Raw genomic sequence first — 19,395 nt, forward strand, 5'->3', positions numbered from 1 at the left:
GCTATCCCTTTCCGCCAATTGTGCTTGCTGACTCAGCGCTGGACTGGAACATCACCTGTCGCGCGCCTTCCTGGGAGCGAATGACCATACCGTCACGCGCGCTTTCGAGACAGCTCTGGCAGTTCGGAGAACCGTCAATCTCGACGAGACATTCGAAGCAGACACCCATCATGCAGTAGGGTGCCCGCGGGGATCCGCTCACGGGCGTGCTGCGGAAACGTCGGACACCCACGGCAAGGAGCGCGGCAGCCAGGTTCATTCCGTCAGGCACTTCATAAGGTGCATCGTTGAAGGTAATGCGCACCTTCGGACCTTCAATCGTCAGTTGCTCGAAGAGCGCTTCAGTCGACATGGGAGAAAGATTCAAAATGATTTCGGAAGCGATCGGCAGAAAACGCCTGCAAATCCGGAACCCCACGCCCCCCGGTTATCCAACCCCCAAGCCGCAGCGCGTGTGCCGCGGCAAGCGTTACCCCGCTATGGCAGCTGATATTGAAGGCCCCTGGACAAATCACAGACTCCTGGTATATCGGGAAACCATCCGGAGTCATCACACGGAGTGCACCCCATGCTCGCACGAGCCGGACATCACGAAGCAGTGGAAAAGCTTTCACCCCACGCATTGCTATCTCTGAGAGCACGTCAGTTGTGACACCCTTATCGAAGCCGACGTCCTCAAGTGAGTAGCCCAATTGAACGGTGCCTTCAGCCGTCTGCCGCACTGTGGTGGTTGGAAAGCGAAGGAACGTCGCGACGCGCTCGCTAATGAGGACTTGACCGCGTATCGGCACGACGGGAGCCTGCAATCCGACCATGGGCGCAAGGTCCTTGTTGCCTAAACCCGCCGCGAGCACGACACGCGCAGAGGACCAGCGCCCTCGCTGTCCGTGTACAACGAATCCGCCGGGTTGTGAATCGATGCGCGCTACCCTCTCGGAGTTAACGAGATGTGCATTCCGGTTGGCCAGGCATCGTCGTAAGCCGAGCAGTAGCTTGAGCGGGTTCACGTGCCCGTCCATCGGCGTATATGTTGCGCCAGCGACGGACTCGCCAATTTGCGGTATCCGGGCCTTCAGGTCCGCGTGGCTGAGAACCTCAAAAGGATAGTCGCCACCGGCTTCGTTCGATAGCTGCTGCAGCTGCTTTTCACGCTCCTCGAGCTCTTCGTCCGAGAAACATAAATCGAAACCGCCCGGCTGCAGCAACTGAGTGTCCACGCCGGTTTCATCGCGCAAAGCGTCGGCGAATGATGGCCAGAGCGCTGCGGATTTCCGGGTCCATGCAGCGTAGGCGGGCTGTCCGAAACCTTTACCCTGCACCCAAACCAGTCCAAAGTTGCCCACCGACGCGCCAAACGCGTCGTCACCCTCGTCAATAACGAGTACTCGAGCGCCCTCGCGGGCGATGCCATAAGCGACAGCAGACCCGACCAGCCCACCGCCGACGACAATCGCATCATAGAGGCCTGCCAAATGGTGTGTCTCCATACTGCGTCCTTGCGCAAGATACTGATTTCGCGCTGTGGCCCGATCCCGCTGGTTGCGCCAGGCGCAGTCGAGAAGAAGATGGCCACCGGCTTTGCCTGGAGCGTCTTCGCTCCTAGCCTAGCCACACGCGTAGTAGCACGGATGTTGACGGCCCCGCCCTATGCAGTCAAATACGAATATAATGCAATGCTATGCCAAAACGAGATAGTCCAGACGAAGCTCCGTCAAATCGAGGCCTTCCGCGCAGTGATGCAAGCCGGTTCAACGACTGGCGCTGCAGAGGAGCTGCATACTTCACAGTCGAATGTGAGCAGGCTTATTACTCAGCTGGAAGCTGATACGCGGCTTGTTCTCTTCGAGCGCTCCGGTGGACGTCTCAGTCCAAAACCGGAAGCAAAAGCTCTGTTTCGCGAGGTTGAGCGCGTCTTCGTCGGGCTGACAAGACTCGCGTACGCGGCTGACAGTATTCGCAATCTTGGCAGCGGCCGCCTCCGCATTGCGTCAATCCCCGGCATCGGGATGAGCTTCCTTCCGAGAGTCGTGCAGCGTTTCAGGCGGTCCCGACCTGATGTGACCGTATGGTGCACCACTGGCCCTGTTGGGATCTCACGCGTCCGACGCGATTTCGCGCCGCACCTGCGTGGAGAGTTAAAGTAGCCGCCCCAGAACACTTAAGACCCGCCGACGAAGCGGAGCCGGCACATCCGGATGCCTCCAGGCGGCAGCGTGATCGCCGAGATATCTCATCGAGAGGCCGAGCCTCATTTTTCCGTCTTTAGTCATTGCATGCGCTCCCATTCTTGGACTGGTCCGCCCGGAACATGGCGGCATGGGTGAATGATCGCGCTTCACCGTCCGATAAACAATGTCGCCAAAGGCGGCCGTCTATTTGAAAAGTGGATAAGGGCATTCCCTTACTTCGTTGAGGCGAGGCTGAAACTGGCCGGATGTGCTGCCCATGCGAAAAACCCTGCATCGTTATCGGTGTGCGCGGTGCTTGTCTCATTGCAGCGCTTCGCGCCCTTGGGGCGACATCGTTGCCAGCCTTCGGCAGGTGCAGCGCGACGGTGGTGCCGGCCCTATCGACGGCCGTGGGCCTGCTCCGTGCGCCGTACTGCACCGGCATCCGACGCGTGTTCGCCGAGTCAAGGCCTGCTCGGTCCATAGTCGCGGCTGGCATTAAGTTCGTTCAGCGAGGCCACTGAATTGCAGAGCCGAGCCATATGGGGGGAAAACCCCCTATACGAATTTCGAATACCGGACCTATTTTGACGGCATTGTGTCGTTCACGTCGGCAGCACACCATCCTGCTCATGCCGCTCATGCATTGTCGGGTGGCGTAATCCGCAATTGAGGTGTCGAAATGATGAAAGACGGAAAATGAGGCTCGGCCTCTCGATGAGATATCTCGGCGATCATGTGGCCGCGTGGCGGCACTCGTCGGTCCGCGCCGATCCAGGTGCGCGGCCCGCTGAATTGCGCACACATCGTTCAGGCGGCCGCGTCCTGGGCCGGCCGGCAGCTTGCGGCGCACTGTGCCGACGTCCCCGTGTACTAAAAGACCGGGCCGCTTGACGTGCCTGCAACTATCCAGATAGAACTTGCGAAAACGGCGGCCGGGTTTGGTGCCAATCGCCAGCGGCCAAAGGTCCGGCATTTGGAGACCGTCAGGCTAACCAATGCCCATCGGAAAAGGGGCCGTTACCTATTCTGTTCTCCCACGCCTCTGTTGAAGGAGATGTGGGACAAGACGCTGCTGCGTGCCCGGTGAGTCCCCCTTCCGAGCCGCCGGGGATTTTCCTTGCCGCCTGGGTGACTGAATGGTTGCCGCACAACAGAGATGCGGGGGCTTTCGGCTCGCCGTTTTCTACCTATAACAAGCACGGAGACGCATGTGTTTCTATTCGGATTTGGTCCGCAGCTGCTCGCCGGCACTGTGCGGACAATTGAATTGTCGGTGCTGTCGCTTGCGGCCGCGGTTGTCCTTGGCCTCATGGGCGCCGTCGCGAAGCTCTCGCTAAATCGTGGTTTTCGCGCAATCGGCTCAGCGTACACGACCTTGATACGATCGGTACCGGACCTTGTCCTGATGCTCCTTGTCTTTTACAGCATCCAGATTGCGGTCAACAATCTTACCGACGCCCTGGGTCTCGCGCAATTTGACATCGACCCGTTCGCGGCAGGCGTCCTGACACTCGGCTTCATCTATGGAGCCTACTTCACGGAAACTTTTCGGGGCGCATTCCTTGCAGTGCCGCGCGGGCAACTGGAAGCGGGCGCCGCCTACGGAATGAATGGGGTTCTTGTTTTCCGGCGCATCCTGTTTCCTCAAATGATGCGCTTCGCACTTCCGGGCATCGGCAACAACTGGCAGGTTCTGGTCAAGGCGACTGCGCTTGTCTCCATTATCGGCCTGGCAGATGTCGTAAAGGCCACACAGGATGCGGGTAAGAGCACGTTCAAAATGTTCTTCTTTGTTATGTGTGCCGCGCTCATCTATCTCGCGATGACAACCATCTCCAATTTCGTGCTGTTCAGGCTCGAGAAACGATTCTCGACTGGCGTTCGTCACGCGGAACTCTAAGCTCATGATCGATATCCTTACACAGTTCTGGCGCGCTTTCCTGTATTGGGACGGGCAGCGCGTCTCCGGCCTCGCCGTCACCCTCTGGCTGCTGGTGGCGTCTCTCGTAGTCGGCTTCCTGATGGCGGTGCCCCTCGCGGTGGCTCGTGTCTCCACGAATCGCGGCATAAGCATGCCCGTGCGTTTCTACACGTATGTCTTCCGGGGCACGCCGTTGTACGTGCAATTGCTTCTGATCTATACGGGTATTTATAGCTTCGACTTTATTCGGTCGCATGAGCTTACCGATGCCTTCTTTCGAAGCGGTTACCACTGCGTAATTGTTGCGTTTGCGCTTAATACGTGCGCCTACACGACCGAGATATTCGCTGGCGCGATGCGCTCGATGTCTCACGGTGAAGTTGAGGCCGCACGCGCCTACGGAATGAACTGGTTCACCCTGTACAGACGCATCATCATCCCTTCCGCGTTGCGAAGGTCCCTGCCTCTTTACAGCAACGAGGTAATCCTTATGCTGCATGCCACCTCGGTTGCTTTCGCGGCCACCGTGCCTGACATCCTCAAAGTCGCCCGCGACGCCAACTCTGCAACCTACCAGTCGTTCCAGGCGTTTGGCATTGCCGCGCTGCTTTACATGACCATCTCCTTCGCCCTGGTCGTTGTCTTCCGGCGTGCTGAACGCCACTGGCTCGGCTACCTCTGACCGCGTGCTCACTAAGCTTGCGCGTCGGTGTCCAGCCAAGGTGTCCGACACACCGGTGCTTTAAAACTAACGATAAGGGATCAGAATGTTGAGGGTCACGACTCAGACAGAAGCTTGCAAGTTAGAAGTTCACGACATCCACAAGCGCTTCGGAGACCACGAGGTACTCAAGGGCGTATCCCTGAACGCAAAAAGGGGCGACGTTATCAGCATCATCGGGGCAAGCGGCTCGGGAAAGAGTACGTTTCTTCGTTGCATCAACTTTCTTGAGCGACCGAACTCCGGGCGCATCTCGGTCGATGGCCAAGCGGTAAAGACGAACACCGATAAATCCGGCTATCTCGACGTCGCGGACCCGAAGCAGCTGCAGCGTATCCGGACGAAGCTCTCGATGGTGTTCCAGCATTTCAATCTCTGGGCGCACATGAACGTTCTCGAGAATATTATTGAAGCGCCGGTACATGTGCTCGGGCTGTCACGTCGCGAGGCGGAAGAGCGCGCGCGTGAATACCTGGAAAAAGTCGGACTCGCACCGCGCGTGGAGAAGCAGTATCCCTCGCATCTTTCTGGCGGCCAACAGCAGCGTGTCGCGATTGCTCGCGCGTTGGCGATGAACCCTGACGTGATGCTGTTCGATGAACCAACATCTGCGCTCGACCCGGAGCTGGTAGGTGAAGTTCTCAAGGTAATGCAAAAGCTCGCAGACGAAGGACGCACAATGATTGTTGTTACGCATGAAATGGGGTTTGCCCGCAATGTATCGAATCATGTGGTGTTTCTTCATCAAGGACGCACGGAGGAAGAGGGGCTTCCTGAGGAAGTACTGAGCAAGCCACGCAGCGAACGACTCAGGCAGTTTCTCTCTGGCAGCCTGAAATAGCCCGCGACCGTGAGAAAACTGCAGTCAACGTCTGACATGTGATCGGTAATACGAACCACTCCGATTCGAATCGGAGTCTCGCCGCCTGCTGCGAACGTGCCGGAAACGGGTAGCATATCGCTAACCCTTATTATCGATAGGGTTGCATTTTTCGATGAAACTCTCGTTTCGAGAAACGCGCCACACCTGACCGGCAGCTCCGCTGCACCGGCGGACGCGGCCGTCCGGAACGTGAGCTCGAAGTCCGGCCGGCACCACAGGCTTGGACCGCCGGGCTGCCGCACCTCGCGATCGAACAGCGGTTTGCCAAGCGTCACCTCGACGCCGCGCGTCCTGACCCACTCCATCACACGGAACAGGCATTCGAGCGTGAGGCGCTCGTACCGGCTGTCCAGCGGCACCGGCTGCCGGAACGAGTACGCGTGCTGCGCGAACGCTTCGCGATATCGCGCGCTGCCCTCCCGGTCGCGATCGACGACGGCCAGCACCCAGTACGGTGGCTGCGTGAGCCGCTGGTCCCGGCCGCCGGCCCGGATGCCTTTCTCCGGACGTACGATGCGTTCGCCCAGGCGCGTGCGCTTGATGGCGGCACCGTCGCGGATCTCGTCGGCCACAAACAGCAGGAGCGCGCTACGCGCTTTCTTCTCCGGCCATGGCAGCGCATCGATGGCGGCCATTTTCTCGTTGATGCTGGTCCACGGTTCCGTAAAAAGCACCTGCCCCAAGGTCAGCTCCGGACTCATCGCTTCCGCGTCCGCATACGGCTTCAGGCGCTCCCACGAATTCGTCTTCTCCTTCAGCACGTCGACGTGGACGGTGGCAAAGCCGGCATCGTCCAGCAACGTATGCATGATGCGGCCCAGGCGCGGCAGGCGTCGCCCCGTTTCACCGGTCCCACTGGCCGAACCGCCCGAGCCTCCCGGACGCGCCGCGCCCTCGTGCTCGTCATCAAGGTAGTCGAGCGCGTCGCCGACCGGCTTGAGCGGATTGTGCCGACCGGGTGGCACGGCGGCATCGTCCGGCTCGTCCTCCGGCTCCGGCTGTTGACGGAAGGAAGCCAGCGCGCAGCGATGCTCGCCGTATCCGTGCATGCGCACGAAATGACGCGGCCCCTCTTCGCGGACCCGGGCCGTCAGCCGCGGTTGCGTAGTGGCTCCCGGCCAGCAGTCGCACTCGAGCCATTGCCGTACGTGCCGCCCGTCGTGCATCTCTTCAAGTATGGCCAGCACGCGCTCAACGTCTCCGGTCTGGACGTCCTGCCCGGCGCCGCAGAACCTGCGCACCGCGGCGGTCTCTTCAGCGCTGAGCGGTCGCTTGACCCTGTCAGGGTGGTCCCGGTCAATCAGGCGAATGGGTGTCTGTCCTCAGTGTGCATGACGCGTGAGCATCGCGAGACTGCGCACGCTGGCGAGCGACGCATCGTAGCCGCGCAGCGAGCCGTGCAGCTGACGGGTCACCGGTTGTGTCGCGACGCTCGTCGCGCTCGTCGATATCCCGGTTCCGACAGTGGGCCGCGATGGTGGTTCCGGCCAGAAGGTAAGCCGCTCGAAGCGGATGATGCGCGATGAGTGACTGTTCATCCGGACAAGTCCGTCTTCAACCAGCGTGCACAGCATGTCGTTGACGTGCGCGGTCGAAGTGTCAAAGCGCCTGGCCAGCTCACCCGCCTGATAGGCGCGCCCTGGCTTCATGAGCCGGAGCAGTTTTCCGGAAGTGAGTTTCATCGTGTTCTCCTCCACACCGCCGGGCAGTGTACTGCGGCCAGCGCTTGCCGACCATAGCCCGTTCAGTGATGCCGGCGCCGGTCTGATTCCCCGGTTCGATTTCCACGGGTCGACTTCATACGACGAACGACTGCTGGCCCCGCATCATGCGCCGCCGTCCTGTTTCTTCATCAGCGCGGCATGGTGATTCATCGCGGCGGCTGCGCTGCTGAACGCGCCGAACTGCTCGCCGGCGCATAAAAGCGTCCAGCGTGACTTGCCGTTGATGATCCGGTTGGTGATCGACCAGCCGCCCGGATAGACGAATTCATACGGACTGTTTTGCGTCCAGCCTTTACGCTCCGTCATGACGGGCCGCAAAGAGTAGCGCGTCCGGATTGCCCGCAGCCGCAGCCTTGCGCACAAGATCAAGACCTTTCGCCTTCACCTGCGACGCCATCAGGTTCCGGCCGAGCGTGATGAAGCGCCCGGGATGCGCGCAGTCCACCAGGATCCGGCGCATGATGAACATCGCCGTCGGCTCGCCCGCGTCCGCCTGCAGTTCCAGCAGTCCCGGATAATCCGGCCGGAAGTGCGTCGCCAGCCAGGTTCCGGCGACGGGGTTGCCGGCGTTCATCGTGGACTCCATCGCAGACCGCGTCTCGCGGTTCTCAACCGACTGCGCCCATGTCTGGACCGGCCTGCGCGGATCGGTGCCGACCATCCAGAGAACGGCCAGCACGCCAGCGAAAATCCCCAGCCGCCTGAGGCGTCTGCGCGCGGCAGGATCGGGGTTGAGCAGCAAGGCTATGCGTTCCGGCCAGCCGATTGAAGCGGCAGCCTGACGCCGGGCCAGGGTGGGTGGGTGGGTGGGTGGGTGGGTGGGTGCATTTTTCATTGCATGGTTCTCCTGTGGATGCTGTTGCGGCGACGGATTTCAACCGCGGCTTATGGATATTGGAAAAAACGCCGGTGACGCGAGAACGCCACCGGCGCGAATCCTGGCGGCCCGAGGGCGCCGCCGGGCTGAGGGATGCATTCACGGCCCGTTCTCGACACCGCCGTACTTCGAGTTGACCGAGCTTTTCTGGTCGCCGCCGACCGATTTGCACTGGTTCAGGAAGTCACCGCGGGCGCTCGATGTCCCGCTCAGATCGAAGTGGCCGTGGTGATACTTCACGATTGAAAAGTAGTTCGCCTCGTACTGGCTGCAGTCGCTGCCGCCACTCCCACCGTTCATCAGCCCGGCAAGACAGAGCACCGCACCGCACGCGTCCTCATTGTGGTCGGCGTGCGCCGGTGTGCTGATGAACGGGCCGACCAGCAGCGCGCCGGCCAGAAGCATTCCCAGAATCGTTTTCATGGTGTGTCCCCCTGCATCACAGCAGTCCGTGCAGCATCGCGAACGCGCCCAGAGTCACGACGGCCGATAACAGTGCGGCGCCGCCCATCCATACCGCGAGTTCGAACCGCGTAAGGGCCGACCTGCTGGTCCAGCCTTCCTCGCGCAGCACGTCCCTCAGCAACTGGCGGCTGCGCCCATTGGCCTCGTCGTACTGCCGCAGCGAGATTTCACCGAGCAACTGGTCGCGAGCCTGCGCGAAACTCACCGCCTGCGCCAGCACGTCGGCACTCGATTCGGAAAACTGCTTCAGGAACTGTTCGTGGCGCGACGCATACCGCAGCAGGGTCAGCTCCCCGTCATCCTTGAACTGTTTGCCGCTTGCCTCGAGCAGTTGCGACAGGTCTTTCACGTCGCGGCGCAGGAGCGACAGCTCGCCAAGCACCGCCCCGATCAGTTCCTCGCGGATCGCATCGTCTGGTGCGCCCATCAGTGCACCAGTACATCAAAGACCGCATCAAGTTCCGAAGCCGCCCGGTTCGCGAGGCGCTTGAGCGCAACCATCTGGCGGATGTAGGCGCGCTGGGCTTCGGGCGCGCCCTCCTCCATCGCCTTTGCATTCCATGCCACATAATCCGTGGGGTCGTCGCGGATTTCGATGATTGACCTGTCGAACGGCTTGATCTTTTCGAAGATCGGGTTTTCGTAGATGACCGCCTCGTTGTTCAGGACGAAGCCGCCTTTGCTCTGGTGATGATCGAATATCCGCAGGAACGCCTTGCGAAGGTCGGATTTCGTGTCGACCGTGTTAAACAGCAGCCGGATCCTGTCGGGTCGCACGCCAAGATCGCGCAGCTCGTCGAGCGTCGCGATGGTGTCGACCTGCTGTTTGGCCACCGGGACGGTGGGAACCACGAAGATATCGAAATCCTCGTGTGATCCATCGTAACGTTGCATAAGACCGATGAAGTCTTCGACGTTCGATGCGCCTACGTCAACGACGACGTTCTTCAGCATCATCATCTGCTCCTGCAGTTCGTCGAACTGGCTGCCTCGAAGGGCGTCCTCTTTTTCGTGATCGTCCGAGTTGATCGATTCGATCGCGATGACCTGCGCGCCTTCGAGGCGCGGTGCGAGAAGATGACGGGCGACGGTGCTCTTGCCGACGTTCCCGGAAAAGTTGATGACTGCAATCTTCATAATGTCCTGCTCCTGTTGTTCAATCTGACGATGACGGTCGCGAGACGAGCGCGGCCGCCCGTAGCGATCTGCCGCTTTACGGTTCCATTTCGAGGGTCGGCCCGTCGTGTTCGGCGGTGTGCGACTGCGGGTCCCGTCCAGGCTCCCGCGACGCAGGTTGCGTCGACTGCGGTGCGGCCTGCCGTGTCGCATGAACCAGCCCCCGCTGTTCGCGCGCGATCTGCTCGCGCACCGCCTCGATGGTCGCCTCGCTGACCTGCGGCATCGGCACCTCGAGCGGCCGGTTAGCGGCGCGCGCCCCGGCCACGGCGCTTTCGAACTCCCCCATCAGCTTCTCCTGCTGCTGCGCCGGCAGACCCTTGATCTCGTCACGCAGCACCTCGCGCGCGGCCTGCGCCTTGATGCGTTCGCGCGCCTCATCGAGGGTCTTCCGCTGTTCCTTCGAGTATTCCCAGTCCCCGTTCAGGAAGCGTTCGCGCGCCTCATCGATCCGACGGCGCTCATCCACGTCGCGTCGCACGCTGGCCAGCGCCTCGCGCTGCACACGCGTGGGCAGACCGGGTACATCCGGCGAGGACACCAGCCATTCGTTGCGTCGGCTCCCGACCGACTTTGGGGCGAGTTCATTACCCTTGTCATCGAACTGACGCTGCTGCGTGGTTACCGTTTTACTGCCGCCCTTTTCCAGCTCGATCCGCTGACCGGGTTGCACACCGCTTTCGCCGATCGCGCGTTCGAGATCCAGTCCCCACACGGTGTGTTCACCGCTGGCCGTGCGCACGGTCGCGTAATAGCTCCGGTTCTGTTTCGGATCGTGATTGAACGGTGCCGCGCCGTGCGCGACCAGTACGCCCGCGGTCACGCCAGCCGCAGACTGATCCAGCGGCGGCGAGGCCGGTTGGGAACCCGCTGTGGGCTGATCTGGCTGCGGCGGCTGCCTGTCAGCCTTCAGGTCAGTCTTCAAGTCAGCCTTCGCGTCAAGCTTCGATCTCGTCTGCGCCGGGCCGCGGCTCGCCTGCCGGGACGCCGGGATCGGACCGGCGACTGCCCCGCTGGCGGGATCCTGCACGGGCTTGCCCGGGCCCACGGTATCGGGTTTCTGGCCGTCAGCTGTATCCAGCGAGTTCGTGCGGGCTGCCTCGCCGTGATTCGATCTGTCCGCGGCGCCGATGCGCATCGCCTCGCGCGCGGCGGTCAGCGCGGCCCGATCCTGCGCAGCAGGTTTGAAGCCGCGTGTTGGCACGCCCGCAAGCTCGGCCGCAATCCACGCCTGCCGGCGGAATTCCTCGCTGCCCTTCAGTTGCAGCTCGCCCCAGTGCTTCGCCTTCGCGACTTCGACCATGTGCGCGATCACCTCGCGGTCCTCGCTGGCCGTGGCGAGTGAACGGCCCTTGTCCTCGAAGTGCACCGTCTCGCTTTTGCGATCGAGAAACTTGCCCTCATGCGCGACATAGCAGTTACTGACCGACTTCGGCAGGTCATAGCCGGTCTTCTCGAAAACCGGCTTCGGCCGGACGCTGTTCTCCGGACCGTCGCCCTTCTTCCCGAGCGGTCTGCCAGTGCCGACGGCCGGCTTCACCGCCTCGTCGGTCGCCGTGTCGGCGGTTGTGTCGGTCGCGACGTTGGGTGCGGCGTTGGATGCGACGTGGGGCAATGCATCGCCCTTGAGAAGCCTTTCGGCCTTCTCCCGATCGGCCGAGCGGATCTTCTTCAGGTGCTCTCTGGTCGCGTGATCAACAGGCGTGTCGGGACCGCCGGGCACGGCGCGCGCGTCCGCCTCGTTCGCCGGCGGCGTAGTACGGGCGCGGATTGACGACGCGTCGCCCGTGTTGGCCGCATCGCGTTCGCGGTAATCAATCTGGTCGGCGGGAAATTCGATTTCGTTCATATCGTCACTCCTTGAGGTTCAGGCTGCGACTGAGGTGCTGCGGTTTGCCCCGACACGGCGGCCGCCGCGTCCGGCAGGACTTCACGCAGATAGGGCATCAGCTGGAAGAGCGATGCACGGATGCTGTTGCGGTTGGCGAGGTGTGCCGGCGCCAGGACACCGATCTCGTGTTCGCGAACATTTCGGACGTCTAGCGCCTGCCCGGCGGACTGTGGGGCCGCGGCTGCGGCCGCAGCGGCCTGCTGCGCGCGGCGCGTGGCGTTCTGCGTCTGCCACCACTGTTCGACGTCGATGCTGGGCACGGGTGCGCACAGCTCACGCGCGACGAACGCGGCATGTTTCATCTGTGTTTCGTCCGGCAACTTCGGACCGAAACCGAACCACGCGCGACGGCGGTTGGTCTTCTCCAGCTTTGACATCACCCCTTGCAGATAGGGGCTCTGCCGCACGAGCCGGTCGACGAGTTCGGCGTCTTCATAAAAAAACGCCTTCTCGCACAGGATCGGCTCGCACCCTTCGATCGTGATGATCTGCTTGTTGTGCTTCAGGGCGCGCAGCTCCTGCGGCATCATCAGTGCCCTGCCGTGCTCCGATTCGTTGGTGCTGGTCGACGAACTGCGGCCGCGACTGCGGCTCTTCGAGCGCGCCATGAGCGTGAAGGTCCCCAGCATCTTCGAGTACTCTTCCGACTCCTTCACCGTGCGCGGCGCGTAAAGGCTGCGCATCTTGCAGTTGATCGCCAGCGTTTCGGCACCGTGCTTTCCATACAGCTTCGGATCCTCGAGTTGGGACATGCCCTGGAAAATCAGCATCAGCCTCAGGTTGTAGCCCGCAATGAACGCGTTGGCCGTCTCGATGATGTCGATCTTGCCGGGCGCTGCAAACTCGTCCAGGATCAGCGCACACTGGTATTTGAGCGCGGGATTTTCCGCAGGCAGCTCACGCGTGTTCAGATCGATCAGCTGCGAGAAGAAGAGATTGACCAGCAGCGCGCCGGCTTTCAGGTCCCCCGGCTTGATGCCGACATAGATCGACATGCGTTTTCTGCGGACATCAGCCAGATCGAAGTCCGAGCGGCTGGTCGCCGCGTCGACCACTGGATTGCTGAAGACGTTCAGCGGCGCGGTCATCGTCGATACGATATTGGCAAACGCCTCTTTCGATTGCGACAGGAAGCGGTTCAGCGCATCGAGACATTCGAAGGTCAGCGGCGGCAGCCCCCCGGTCGCCGGAGTCGCGTGAGCGGCATCGGCGCGCGTGCTGACGATCGACGAGATGTGCTCGCGGATCGCACGGCCCTTGCCGGAGGCCTGTCGCAGCACCTCGCCGAACGTGCACGGCAGCGATGGCGTTTCCAGCAGGTACAGCACGATGCCGATGAACAGGTTGCGCGCGTTATCGTTCCAGTACTTCAGACGCGCGTCGACGTTGGACGGATACAGGTGTTCGCCGATCGTCATCACGTCGCCCACTCGCGTATACGGCGCGCGGCGCTGGATGTATTCAAGCGGGTTGTACGCGTGCGAACGCCCGTCTTCCGAGAACGGCGCCCACAGCCAGGTTTCGTGACCGCACGCCCGCCGGTAGCCGGACGTGTACAGATAGTTCTCTTCCTTGATGTCCTCGACTACGACCGAATCGGGATAGGTGAGAAGATTCGGGATCACGAGCGACGTGCCCTTGCCGGAGCGGGTGCCGGCAGCCGCCATCAGGAAATCCTGGCCGTAGTACTTCAGGTATTCACCCTTGTACTTGCCCACGATGAACGGCGGATACAGGTGTGGCGAAGTCGTCATGGCTATTTCTTCTCCAGCAGGCCCGCTTTCACGATGTCACCGCGGGTGGCGAACCGGGCTTCGCCAAACTGCGCGAGGCGCTTGCGGCCCGACATGAGCGCCATTGTGATCACAGCCACCGGCAGGCACGTGATAACCACCGACAGCAGCGTGCATGCCTTGAGCGCGCGTACCACCGCGGGCACGTCACCGTAGGCGTGCCAGTAGTCGTACAGCGTGAATACGCCCACACTCCCCTCAGGCAGCTTCTGCATCTTCGCGAAAAGCTCGCCGGCGGCGAACTGGCCGAGGAACGCGAAGCCGCCCAGGATCAGCAGGAAGACCACGACGGGGATCAGGATTCGAAGAGGTTTGGGCATGACGGGTCCTCAATGGGTGGGCGCGTCGACTCATTCGCAGTCTTTCCCATCACGCGTCCTGGAGTCCGGTAACGCGAGTTGCCTGTGCAACCGCATCGCGTCGCGTACTTTGCGGAAAGGGCCGTGAGACGCATTGCCCCGGGCGTGGCGGCACAGATCGACGGGCTCCCACAGCAGGTAGCGCCACTCGTCGTAGACCAGGTACCGCGCGATCGACCAGCCCGACGGGTGGACTAGGGCGAAGTCGCCCGACGGGCGCCATCTGCACAGACCGGGATCGTCGGCGGCCGCTACAGCGCCCACCTCGGCGACGTCCATGGCGCTCATGAGGTGCACCCCAGCAATTGCGCCTTGCCGATCGGGTCGTACCAGATCTCGGACAGGCGCTTGTCGCACATGAAGAGAACCAGGTCCACGGTCACGCGGACCTGTTCCATGATGAATTGCCAGTCGAGCGTCTGGCCCACCACGCTCTGTTTGACGAGTGTGGCGATCCGCGACGGTGCGGAGCGTGCGTCATTGCAGTGGACGGTCGTGATGCCACCGGGCGTGCCGGTGTTGAGCAGCGTCATGTAGTCCCACGTTTCGTCGCCGCGCAGCTCGGCGAGGAACACGCGGTCGAACTTCATGCGCAGCGTCGAGCGCACCAGTTCCTTCGCGGGCAGTGCGTCGCTGAAGAACAGGTGCACGCGGTTCGGATGATTCGGCAGCGACAGCTCAGGCGTATCCTCGATCGTGCCGATGCGCTCGCCGGACGGAATCAGGTCCGAGAGCGCCTTGTTCAGTGTCGTCTTGCCGGAGCCGGTGCCACCGGCAAGCACGATGTTCAGCCGGTTTGCGACGGCGAGCTCGAGCATGCGCGTCACATTGCGCTGGCTCTTCGCTTCCAGCATCTCAAGTTCGAACGGCGCCAGGTCAAGTGTCGCTGGCATGGCGCGACGCGGCGAGACGTCGCGATAGCCCTCGAACCAGCCGTTGCGCTCATACTCGGCGACGGAAAAGCGCACGTTCGACGGGATGCGGATCGTGATCGAAATGGTGTCCTGCTCGCACGCCGGCTGCATCAGCACGTGCCCGCGCTGGCCGTCGGGCAGCACCACGGGGTGAATCGGCTCCTTGGTGGAGAACCTGCCGCCCTTCATGACCGTCAGCGCGTTGGCGAGCTTGAAGCACGCATCGAGCGTGCAGGCGGGCGCATCGTGCCGCTTCCAGCTGCCACTGCCCTGCGTCCAGATTTCGCCGGGCCGGTTAATGGCCACCTCAGTGAGGCTGCCGTCGAAGAAGTTCGCGATGCCCATCTGTTTGAGGAAACTGCGGGCGATCGTGCCTTTCTCGATCACATCGATAACAACGGCGCTCATTCGTACTCCTTGTCAGCAGGTAGACATACCCGGTCGCGGACCGGGCGCCAGTCGGGGGGCAGTTAGTCGGACGGTACGGGTCAGCGATGCGTGACGACACCGTCCTGCGGCTCGATCCGCACGGACACGCGGTACGGCTGCCGGTCGTCCGGCACGCTACTGGCCAGCTCACGCAGCGTCTGCGCAGGCGACGTCGAAATCACGGTCGCAACAAGGGAGGCTAAGGATGCAGCCGGGCGCGTCATGTTCCAGACTGCAACACCACTCACGAGCGCCACACCCAGCGCCCATGCAGGCCAGACGGGAAACGGACGTTGTGGCCTCGGGGTTGATGGTGGGGCGTCGGCCGGACGGTTAGTTGCAGCAAGTTCCGTTGGCATGCCGGCTGGATGCGCAGGATCAGCGAGCGCGGGCAACGCGCTATCACCCCATTCGGACAGCGTGATCCCGATACGCGCGCCGACGCTGTGCAGCAGGTTGCGACGCAGTGCCACTGACATGTCGTCGATGCGGCAACCGTCGAGCGCCATGCAATTGTCGAACGCGTGCTCGTCGGCGATCTGAAGAAGGGGCAACGTATCGGGAAGCCGACGCCCACGCCGCGCATCGACCCGTTCGGCCAGTTGCCGGACCGTGTTGCCGTAGAGGCAGAAACGCAGGGCATCGCGCAGCTTCGCCTCGAACATGTCACGATCGAGCCCGTGCAGGGGAAAGTCCTCGGGAAAGGTGATCTTCAGGTTCATGCGTGTGCTCCTCACTGCTGTCCGGTTAGCTGACCGTTCTGGCCGACCGCGTTACCCTGCGCCGGGTTACCCTGCGCATCAACGTTCTCGTAGACGCTGCCCAGATCGATGTCGCGTGCGACGAAGATATTGATCACCGAGCCCTGGTTCGAATACGCCGTCGGCGGGATGTTGATCGTGCTGCGCAGCGTCTCGGCGGCCACGTCCTGCGTAGCGTTCGAACTGTTCGACAAGGTGATCGTCTGGCCCGCTCCGATCGCCTTGTTCGCGAGCGCCTGACCAAAGTCGCCGATCAGGCTCACCATCAGCGCTCCCTTGAAGCGCTGCCAGAAGTGCTCGTCGACCCAGGCCGGGATGCCGGCTGCGCCGAGCGGATCGGTCGCCGGCGAATTCAGCGGAATGCGCACGCCACCGTCATCGATCTCGTCCCAGATCGCACCGATCACACCCTGTCCCTGGATGACCGCGTCGCGCTGCTCGCCCTTGGCGGTGGCGCCCTTGCGGACCAGCAGGGTCGTGCCATCGTCGGACCAGACGTCCTGCGCGATCGGGCAGCCGATCAGGCCCGGCCGGTCGGTGCGGATGGCCGTCGCCTGCCCGCAGCGGATCATCGTGTTGCGACTGAGCAGGTAGTGCCGGTTCGGCCGGAATGAGGCCTGCATCGGCTGCAGCTTCGAAGGCTGCAACGACTGGTCGAACGACGAACCCTTGCTGTCGCCCGCGTCCGTCCTGTTCGGCGAACTGGACGGCCCCCCTGCACTGCCACCACGCAGCGCCGCCATGCCCATCGACTTCGCCAGGCCGGCCAGTCCACCGGCGTCATGACTGGGCGCTCCGTCATTGCCGGCACGGTTGCCCTCGTTGTCACCTGCGGTTTCATTCGAGGCCACCGGGCCATCGTCGCTCCGGCCAGACCCGGTGTTCCCGCCCGAAACGAGCACGCTGCCCTGCAGGCGGCGCTCGGCCGGCGTGAGCGGCCGCGGCTGGTTGCTCGCCGCAGCCTGTACGTTCGTCTGCGATGCCGCGCCGGCCGGTGTCGCCAGGCGGGAATTCGCCGCAGCCGCAGCCTCTGACGCTGCGCGGGCCTGATCAGCCTCCGCTTTCCTGATCCGATCCTTTTGCGTCTCGAGATCCCCGCCCGCGTCACTCGCGCCGCTGTCTTTCGGCTTGCTGAGCGCCGCCTGCTTCGCATCCTGATGTTGCTGAAAGAGCCGCTGCAGATAGATCGTGACGCCCGACGCACCCAGCGCAATCACGGCCAGCGCGACCAGCACCAGGCGCAGTTTGCCCACCCGCGTCTTCCGGCGACCCGGCAGATCGAGCGAAGGCTGCGGGGCGGCGTTGGCAGGTGCGGGCCGATGCGCCGCATGTTCGATTTCGTTTCGTTCCGTCATGCCCTGTACGCTCCCTGATCAGTTCGCCGATGCGCCGGCATGGTCGCGCTCGATGCGCGCGCTGTCCGGCACCGACGAGCCCGCCCGGTTGTAATGGCCATCGGGCGAATAGCCATCGTTGCGAATGCCCAGCACCGACTGGCCGTAGCGGATGACAAACGACTGCGACACCTCGTGCACGACGACCGTGTCGCCCTCCATGTGGAAGTTCGCGGTCGCCTCACTGCCGTCTGGCAGCTTCGTGAAGATCGTCGGCAGGTCCCGCGCGGTCGCATACTTGAAGTACGTAAAGCGGCCGTCGTCCCAGAGCGCGGTCGGCGCGAGTGCGCGATCACCGCGCATCATGTACTGCATGTTCGCGGCCGATGCCGATGTCACCGCCTGGGCAGCGGCTCTCCGAACCGCGTTCGCCCCTCCCGCGATCGACGCCGGCACGGCCGGCCCGTTGCCCTGCTGTCCACTGAGCGCCGCGCTGACCGCCTCCTGCCGGCGCTGCTGCGCCGCAGTCAGCTTCGCTTTCGTGTCGGGATAGTCGAATCGCAGCATCCACGTCGCCGGCTGGCCGCCCGACACGTCGGCAAGCGAGAGGGAATAGGTGCGCCGGTTGGTGACGAGCACAAGATTGGTTTCCGGCTGCAACGCACCCGGCTTGAGCAGCGCCCCGCTATCGTTGATGGCCACGTGCCATGCCTTGCCATCTCCGATGCCTTCACCGCTGTCGATGATGTGTTCGCCCGGTTCGAACTGGATCATCACCACGCGCCCCGGCATGGTGGCGACGCGATACGCCTGATTGGGGTCGTAGGTCGCACACTGGATATGCGGATCCGAACCGCAGCTGCGCGGTGTCTCGAGTGCCCTGGCGTGCGACGAAGCGAAGGCGAGACCCGCGGCGATGGCCACCACGGCGGGCGGCATGCGAAAGAATCCAGCCTTCACGATGCGTTACCCGCTGCGGGCGTCGGCGATGACGGTGTATCCGCCGGCACCCGCGTCCAGTCGCGCGTGACCTCGTAGCTCGTGCAGCGAAAGCCGTCCGGGTCGATGTCCTGCTGGACCTTTTTCTCCGGCACGTCCACGCGCCCGAACGCCACTGTCGCAATCCAGTAGGTCGGATCAGGCCGCTTCACCGCGGGGTTCAGCGGAATCAGCTGCCGCGAGAAAAATACCTGGGCAGTCGAGCCGACGAACGTGATCGAGCCGACGCGCGCAAGCACGCGCACCTGATCCTTCAGCAGCTTGAGTGGTCCGGCGGGGCCGCGCACGAGCGCGTCGTAGGCTTCCTGCTCGTGCTCGTCGCTCATGAACATGACGGCCGCGTGCGTGTCGGAGATCGTCTCCCAGTCGTAGCCTTCGCGCAGTTCGACATAGCGGCGCAGATCCGCGCGGTCTGTCTTCTCGGTGAAGCTCACGTGACCGGTGGCCGTCGTGGGCAACACATCCACGTTGCCGTTCGAATCGTTCACGCGCAGCACGGCGGGCGGATTCGGTCGCTTCAGGAGTCCTAAAGCTGTCATGCCGAAAACAGCCGCGAGCGCCACACCGCCCGACAGCATCGAGCGCCGATCGGCGATCCGTGCCTTCTCTTCGGCAGCCTCGACCTTCGATCTTTCGAAGTCCTGCGCCTGCTTCAGGTACCACGCGACAGCGTCACGCTCGCCTGCGTCAATGCCGCTCGCAGGCGATGCCGGCTGCGCGGCTGCAGGCTCCCCGCCGGCGCGCCCGCGTTTGCGTGCCGTCGTGGCTCCCGCAAACCACTGTCTGATGGTAAAGATCATTCGGTTTCTCACTTCGGTTCGGTACGTGCAGCCTGTTGCTGCGCCGCCGGCTGGTTGACGGGCACCCATTGGCCCGTCGGCTCGGGAGGTTTAGGAGCGGAACTGCACGCCTGCAACGAGAGAATGAGCAGGCTCACCACGAGTGCGGTTTTCATGACTGGCGGCCTTTCGGGCGTC

General features: G+C 62.8%; 22 protein-coding genes and 1 pseudogene. 4 read left to right on the forward strand and 19 right to left on the reverse strand.

Annotated elements, in window-relative coordinates:
* Window position 1 precedes the first annotated feature (1 nt).
* Window positions 2-352, reverse strand: coding sequence for a (2Fe-2S)-binding protein (locus OKW35_RS10500; RefSeq protein WP_429551871.1), 351 nt, complete (start codon window positions 350-352; stop codon window positions 2-4).
* A complete protein-coding gene (locus tag OKW35_RS10505; RefSeq protein WP_429551872.1) occupies window positions 342-1,487 on the reverse strand; it encodes an NAD(P)/FAD-dependent oxidoreductase in 1,146 nt (381 codons plus the stop codon). The genes OKW35_RS10500 and OKW35_RS10505 overlap by 11 nt, the downstream gene beginning before the upstream one ends.
* Before the next feature lie 186 nt (window positions 1,488-1,673).
* Between OKW35_RS10505 and OKW35_RS10510 the strand changes: the two are divergent.
* The 4 genes and pseudogenes from OKW35_RS10510 to OKW35_RS10525 form a co-directional block, all read left to right on the forward strand.
* Window positions 1,674-2,066, forward strand: a pseudogene (locus OKW35_RS10510) (LysR family transcriptional regulator); the annotation flags it as partial.
* A 1,315-nt stretch (window positions 2,067-3,381) separates the two neighbouring features.
* The gene (locus OKW35_RS10515) at window positions 3,382-4,071 is read left to right on the forward strand and encodes an ABC transporter permease (protein WP_429551873.1); all 690 of its coding nucleotides are present in this window, start codon (window positions 3,382-3,384) and stop codon (window positions 4,069-4,071) included.
* 4 nt (window positions 4,072-4,075) lie between these two features.
* Window positions 4,076-4,774, forward strand: coding sequence for an ABC transporter permease (locus tag OKW35_RS10520; protein ID WP_429551874.1), 699 nt, complete (start codon window positions 4,076-4,078; stop codon window positions 4,772-4,774).
* A gap of 85 nt (window positions 4,775-4,859) precedes the next feature.
* Window positions 4,860-5,654, forward strand: a complete 795-nt coding sequence (locus OKW35_RS10525; RefSeq protein WP_429551875.1) for an ABC transporter ATP-binding protein — start codon at window positions 4,860-4,862, stop codon at window positions 5,652-5,654.
* Here the strand turns inward: OKW35_RS10525 and OKW35_RS10530 are convergent.
* The 17 genes from OKW35_RS10530 to OKW35_RS10610 form a co-directional block, all read right to left on the reverse strand.
* A complete protein-coding gene (locus OKW35_RS10530) occupies window positions 5,558-6,883 on the reverse strand; it encodes a hypothetical protein (protein ID WP_429551876.1) in 1,326 nt (441 codons plus the stop codon). The genes OKW35_RS10525 and OKW35_RS10530 overlap by 97 nt on opposite strands.
* Before the next feature lie 135 nt (window positions 6,884-7,018).
* Window positions 7,019-7,378 carry a hypothetical protein gene (locus tag OKW35_RS10535; RefSeq protein WP_429551877.1) on the reverse strand — a complete coding sequence of 120 codons (360 nt, stop codon included), beginning with the start codon at window positions 7,376-7,378 and terminating at the stop codon, window positions 7,019-7,021.
* 144 nt (window positions 7,379-7,522) lie between these two features.
* Window positions 7,523-7,726 (reverse strand): hypothetical protein, encoded by a 204-nt coding sequence (locus OKW35_RS10540; protein WP_429551878.1) that lies wholly within the window; start codon window positions 7,724-7,726, stop codon window positions 7,523-7,525.
* Window positions 7,713-8,255: a hypothetical protein gene (locus OKW35_RS10545; protein WP_429551879.1), complete on the reverse strand. Its 543-nt coding sequence runs from the start codon at window positions 8,253-8,255 to the stop codon at window positions 7,713-7,715. Before OKW35_RS10545 ends, OKW35_RS10540 begins: the two co-directional genes overlap by 14 nt.
* Before the next feature lie 141 nt (window positions 8,256-8,396).
* Window positions 8,397-8,720, reverse strand: a complete 324-nt coding sequence (locus tag OKW35_RS10550) for a TrbM/KikA/MpfK family conjugal transfer protein (RefSeq protein WP_429551880.1) — start codon at window positions 8,718-8,720, stop codon at window positions 8,397-8,399.
* 16 nt (window positions 8,721-8,736) lie between these two features.
* Window positions 8,737-9,189, reverse strand: a complete 453-nt coding sequence (locus tag OKW35_RS10555) for a hypothetical protein (RefSeq protein ID WP_429551881.1) — start codon at window positions 9,187-9,189, stop codon at window positions 8,737-8,739.
* Window positions 9,189-10,091, reverse strand: a complete 903-nt coding sequence (gene stbB / locus OKW35_RS10560; RefSeq protein ID WP_429551882.1) for a StbB family protein — start codon at window positions 10,089-10,091, stop codon at window positions 9,189-9,191. The genes OKW35_RS10555 and stbB overlap by 1 nt, the downstream gene beginning before the upstream one ends.
* Entirely contained in the window at window positions 9,976-11,787 is a 1,812-nt protein-coding gene (locus tag OKW35_RS10565) for an LPD7 domain-containing protein (RefSeq protein WP_429551883.1), read from the reverse strand. Before OKW35_RS10565 ends, stbB begins: the two co-directional genes overlap by 116 nt.
* On the reverse strand, window positions 11,784-13,583 hold the full coding sequence (locus OKW35_RS10570) for a type IV secretory system conjugative DNA transfer family protein (protein ID WP_429551884.1): 1,800 nt from the start codon (window positions 13,581-13,583) through the stop codon (window positions 11,784-11,786). The genes OKW35_RS10565 and OKW35_RS10570 overlap by 4 nt, the downstream gene beginning before the upstream one ends.
* A 2-nt stretch (window positions 13,584-13,585) precedes the next feature.
* Entirely contained in the window at window positions 13,586-13,942 is a 357-nt protein-coding gene (locus tag OKW35_RS10575) for a hypothetical protein (RefSeq protein ID WP_429551885.1), read from the reverse strand.
* A 30-nt stretch (window positions 13,943-13,972) separates the two neighbouring features.
* Complete coding sequence (locus tag OKW35_RS10580; RefSeq protein WP_429551886.1) at window positions 13,973-14,269, reverse strand: hypothetical protein; 297 nt, start codon at window positions 14,267-14,269, stop codon at window positions 13,973-13,975.
* Window positions 14,266-15,303 (reverse strand): P-type DNA transfer ATPase VirB11, encoded by a 1,038-nt coding sequence (gene virB11, locus OKW35_RS10585; RefSeq protein ID WP_429551887.1) that lies wholly within the window; start codon window positions 15,301-15,303, stop codon window positions 14,266-14,268. The genes OKW35_RS10580 and virB11 overlap by 4 nt, the downstream gene beginning before the upstream one ends.
* A gap of 80 nt (window positions 15,304-15,383) precedes the next feature.
* Window positions 15,384-16,046, reverse strand: coding sequence for a hypothetical protein (locus OKW35_RS10590; RefSeq protein WP_429551888.1), 663 nt, complete (start codon window positions 16,044-16,046; stop codon window positions 15,384-15,386).
* An 11-nt stretch (window positions 16,047-16,057) separates the two neighbouring features.
* Window positions 16,058-17,440 (reverse strand): TrbI/VirB10 family protein, encoded by a 1,383-nt coding sequence (locus OKW35_RS10595; RefSeq protein ID WP_429551889.1) that lies wholly within the window; start codon window positions 17,438-17,440, stop codon window positions 16,058-16,060.
* Between the two features lie 18 nt (window positions 17,441-17,458).
* A complete protein-coding gene (locus OKW35_RS10600; RefSeq protein ID WP_429551890.1) occupies window positions 17,459-18,358 on the reverse strand; it encodes a TrbG/VirB9 family P-type conjugative transfer protein in 900 nt (299 codons plus the stop codon).
* Between the two features lie 17 nt (window positions 18,359-18,375).
* Entirely contained in the window at window positions 18,376-19,218 is an 843-nt protein-coding gene (locus OKW35_RS10605) for a type IV secretion system protein (RefSeq protein WP_429551891.1), read from the reverse strand.
* A gap of 8 nt (window positions 19,219-19,226) precedes the next feature.
* A complete protein-coding gene (locus OKW35_RS10610) occupies window positions 19,227-19,373 on the reverse strand; it encodes a hypothetical protein (RefSeq protein ID WP_429551892.1) in 147 nt (48 codons plus the stop codon).
* Window positions 19,374-19,395: the final 22 nt, after the last annotated feature.

Origin of the sequence: Paraburkholderia sp. MM5477-R1, assembly GCF_050436385.1 — a bacterium.
GTDB lineage: Bacteria > Pseudomonadota > Gammaproteobacteria > Burkholderiales > Burkholderiaceae > Paraburkholderia > Paraburkholderia tuberum.

Excerpts from the sequence above, each read along its gene's own strand:
- OKW35_RS10500 (WP_429551871.1), bottom strand. The coding sequence starts at position 352 with ATGTCGACTGAAGCGCTCTTCGAGCAACTGACGATTGAAGGTCCGAAG.
- OKW35_RS10505 (WP_429551872.1), bottom strand. The coding sequence starts at position 1,487 with ATGGAGACACACCATTTGGCAGGCCTCTATGATGCGATTGTCGTCGGC.
- OKW35_RS10520 (WP_429551874.1), top strand. The coding sequence starts at position 4,076 with ATGATCGATATCCTTACACAGTTCTGGCGCGCTTTCCTGTATTGGGAC.
- OKW35_RS10525 (WP_429551875.1), top strand. The coding sequence starts at position 4,860 with ATGTTGAGGGTCACGACTCAGACAGAAGCTTGCAAGTTAGAAGTTCAC.
- OKW35_RS10535 (WP_429551877.1), bottom strand. The coding sequence starts at position 7,378 with ATGAAACTCACTTCCGGAAAACTGCTCCGGCTCATGAAGCCAGGGCGC.
- OKW35_RS10540 (WP_429551878.1), bottom strand. The coding sequence starts at position 7,726 with ATGACGGAGCGTAAAGGCTGGACGCAAAACAGTCCGTATGAATTCGTC.
- OKW35_RS10545 (WP_429551879.1), bottom strand. The coding sequence starts at position 8,255 with ATGAAAAATGCACCCACCCACCCACCCACCCACCCACCCACCCTGGCC.
- OKW35_RS10550 (WP_429551880.1), bottom strand. The coding sequence starts at position 8,720 with ATGAAAACGATTCTGGGAATGCTTCTGGCCGGCGCGCTGCTGGTCGGC.
- OKW35_RS10555 (WP_429551881.1), bottom strand. The coding sequence starts at position 9,189 with ATGGGCGCACCAGACGATGCGATCCGCGAGGAACTGATCGGGGCGGTG.
- stbB (WP_429551882.1), bottom strand. The coding sequence starts at position 10,091 with ATGCGACACGGCAGGCCGCACCGCAGTCGACGCAACCTGCGTCGCGGG.
- OKW35_RS10565 (WP_429551883.1), bottom strand. The coding sequence starts at position 11,787 with ATGAACGAAATCGAATTTCCCGCCGACCAGATTGATTACCGCGAACGC.
- OKW35_RS10570 (WP_429551884.1), bottom strand. The coding sequence starts at position 13,583 with ATGACGACTTCGCCACACCTGTATCCGCCGTTCATCGTGGGCAAGTAC.
- OKW35_RS10575 (WP_429551885.1), bottom strand. The coding sequence starts at position 13,942 with ATGCCCAAACCTCTTCGAATCCTGATCCCCGTCGTGGTCTTCCTGCTG.
- OKW35_RS10580 (WP_429551886.1), bottom strand. The coding sequence starts at position 14,269 with ATGAGCGCCATGGACGTCGCCGAGGTGGGCGCTGTAGCGGCCGCCGAC.
- virB11 (WP_429551887.1), bottom strand. The coding sequence starts at position 15,303 with ATGAGCGCCGTTGTTATCGATGTGATCGAGAAAGGCACGATCGCCCGC.
- OKW35_RS10590 (WP_429551888.1), bottom strand. The coding sequence starts at position 16,046 with ATGAACCTGAAGATCACCTTTCCCGAGGACTTTCCCCTGCACGGGCTC.
- OKW35_RS10595 (WP_429551889.1), bottom strand. The coding sequence starts at position 17,440 with ATGACGGAACGAAACGAAATCGAACATGCGGCGCATCGGCCCGCACCT.
- OKW35_RS10600 (WP_429551890.1), bottom strand. The coding sequence starts at position 18,358 with ATGCCGCCCGCCGTGGTGGCCATCGCCGCGGGTCTCGCCTTCGCTTCG.
- OKW35_RS10605 (WP_429551891.1), bottom strand. The coding sequence starts at position 19,218 with ATGATCTTTACCATCAGACAGTGGTTTGCGGGAGCCACGACGGCACGC.
- OKW35_RS10610 (WP_429551892.1), bottom strand. The coding sequence starts at position 19,373 with ATGAAAACCGCACTCGTGGTGAGCCTGCTCATTCTCTCGTTGCAGGCG.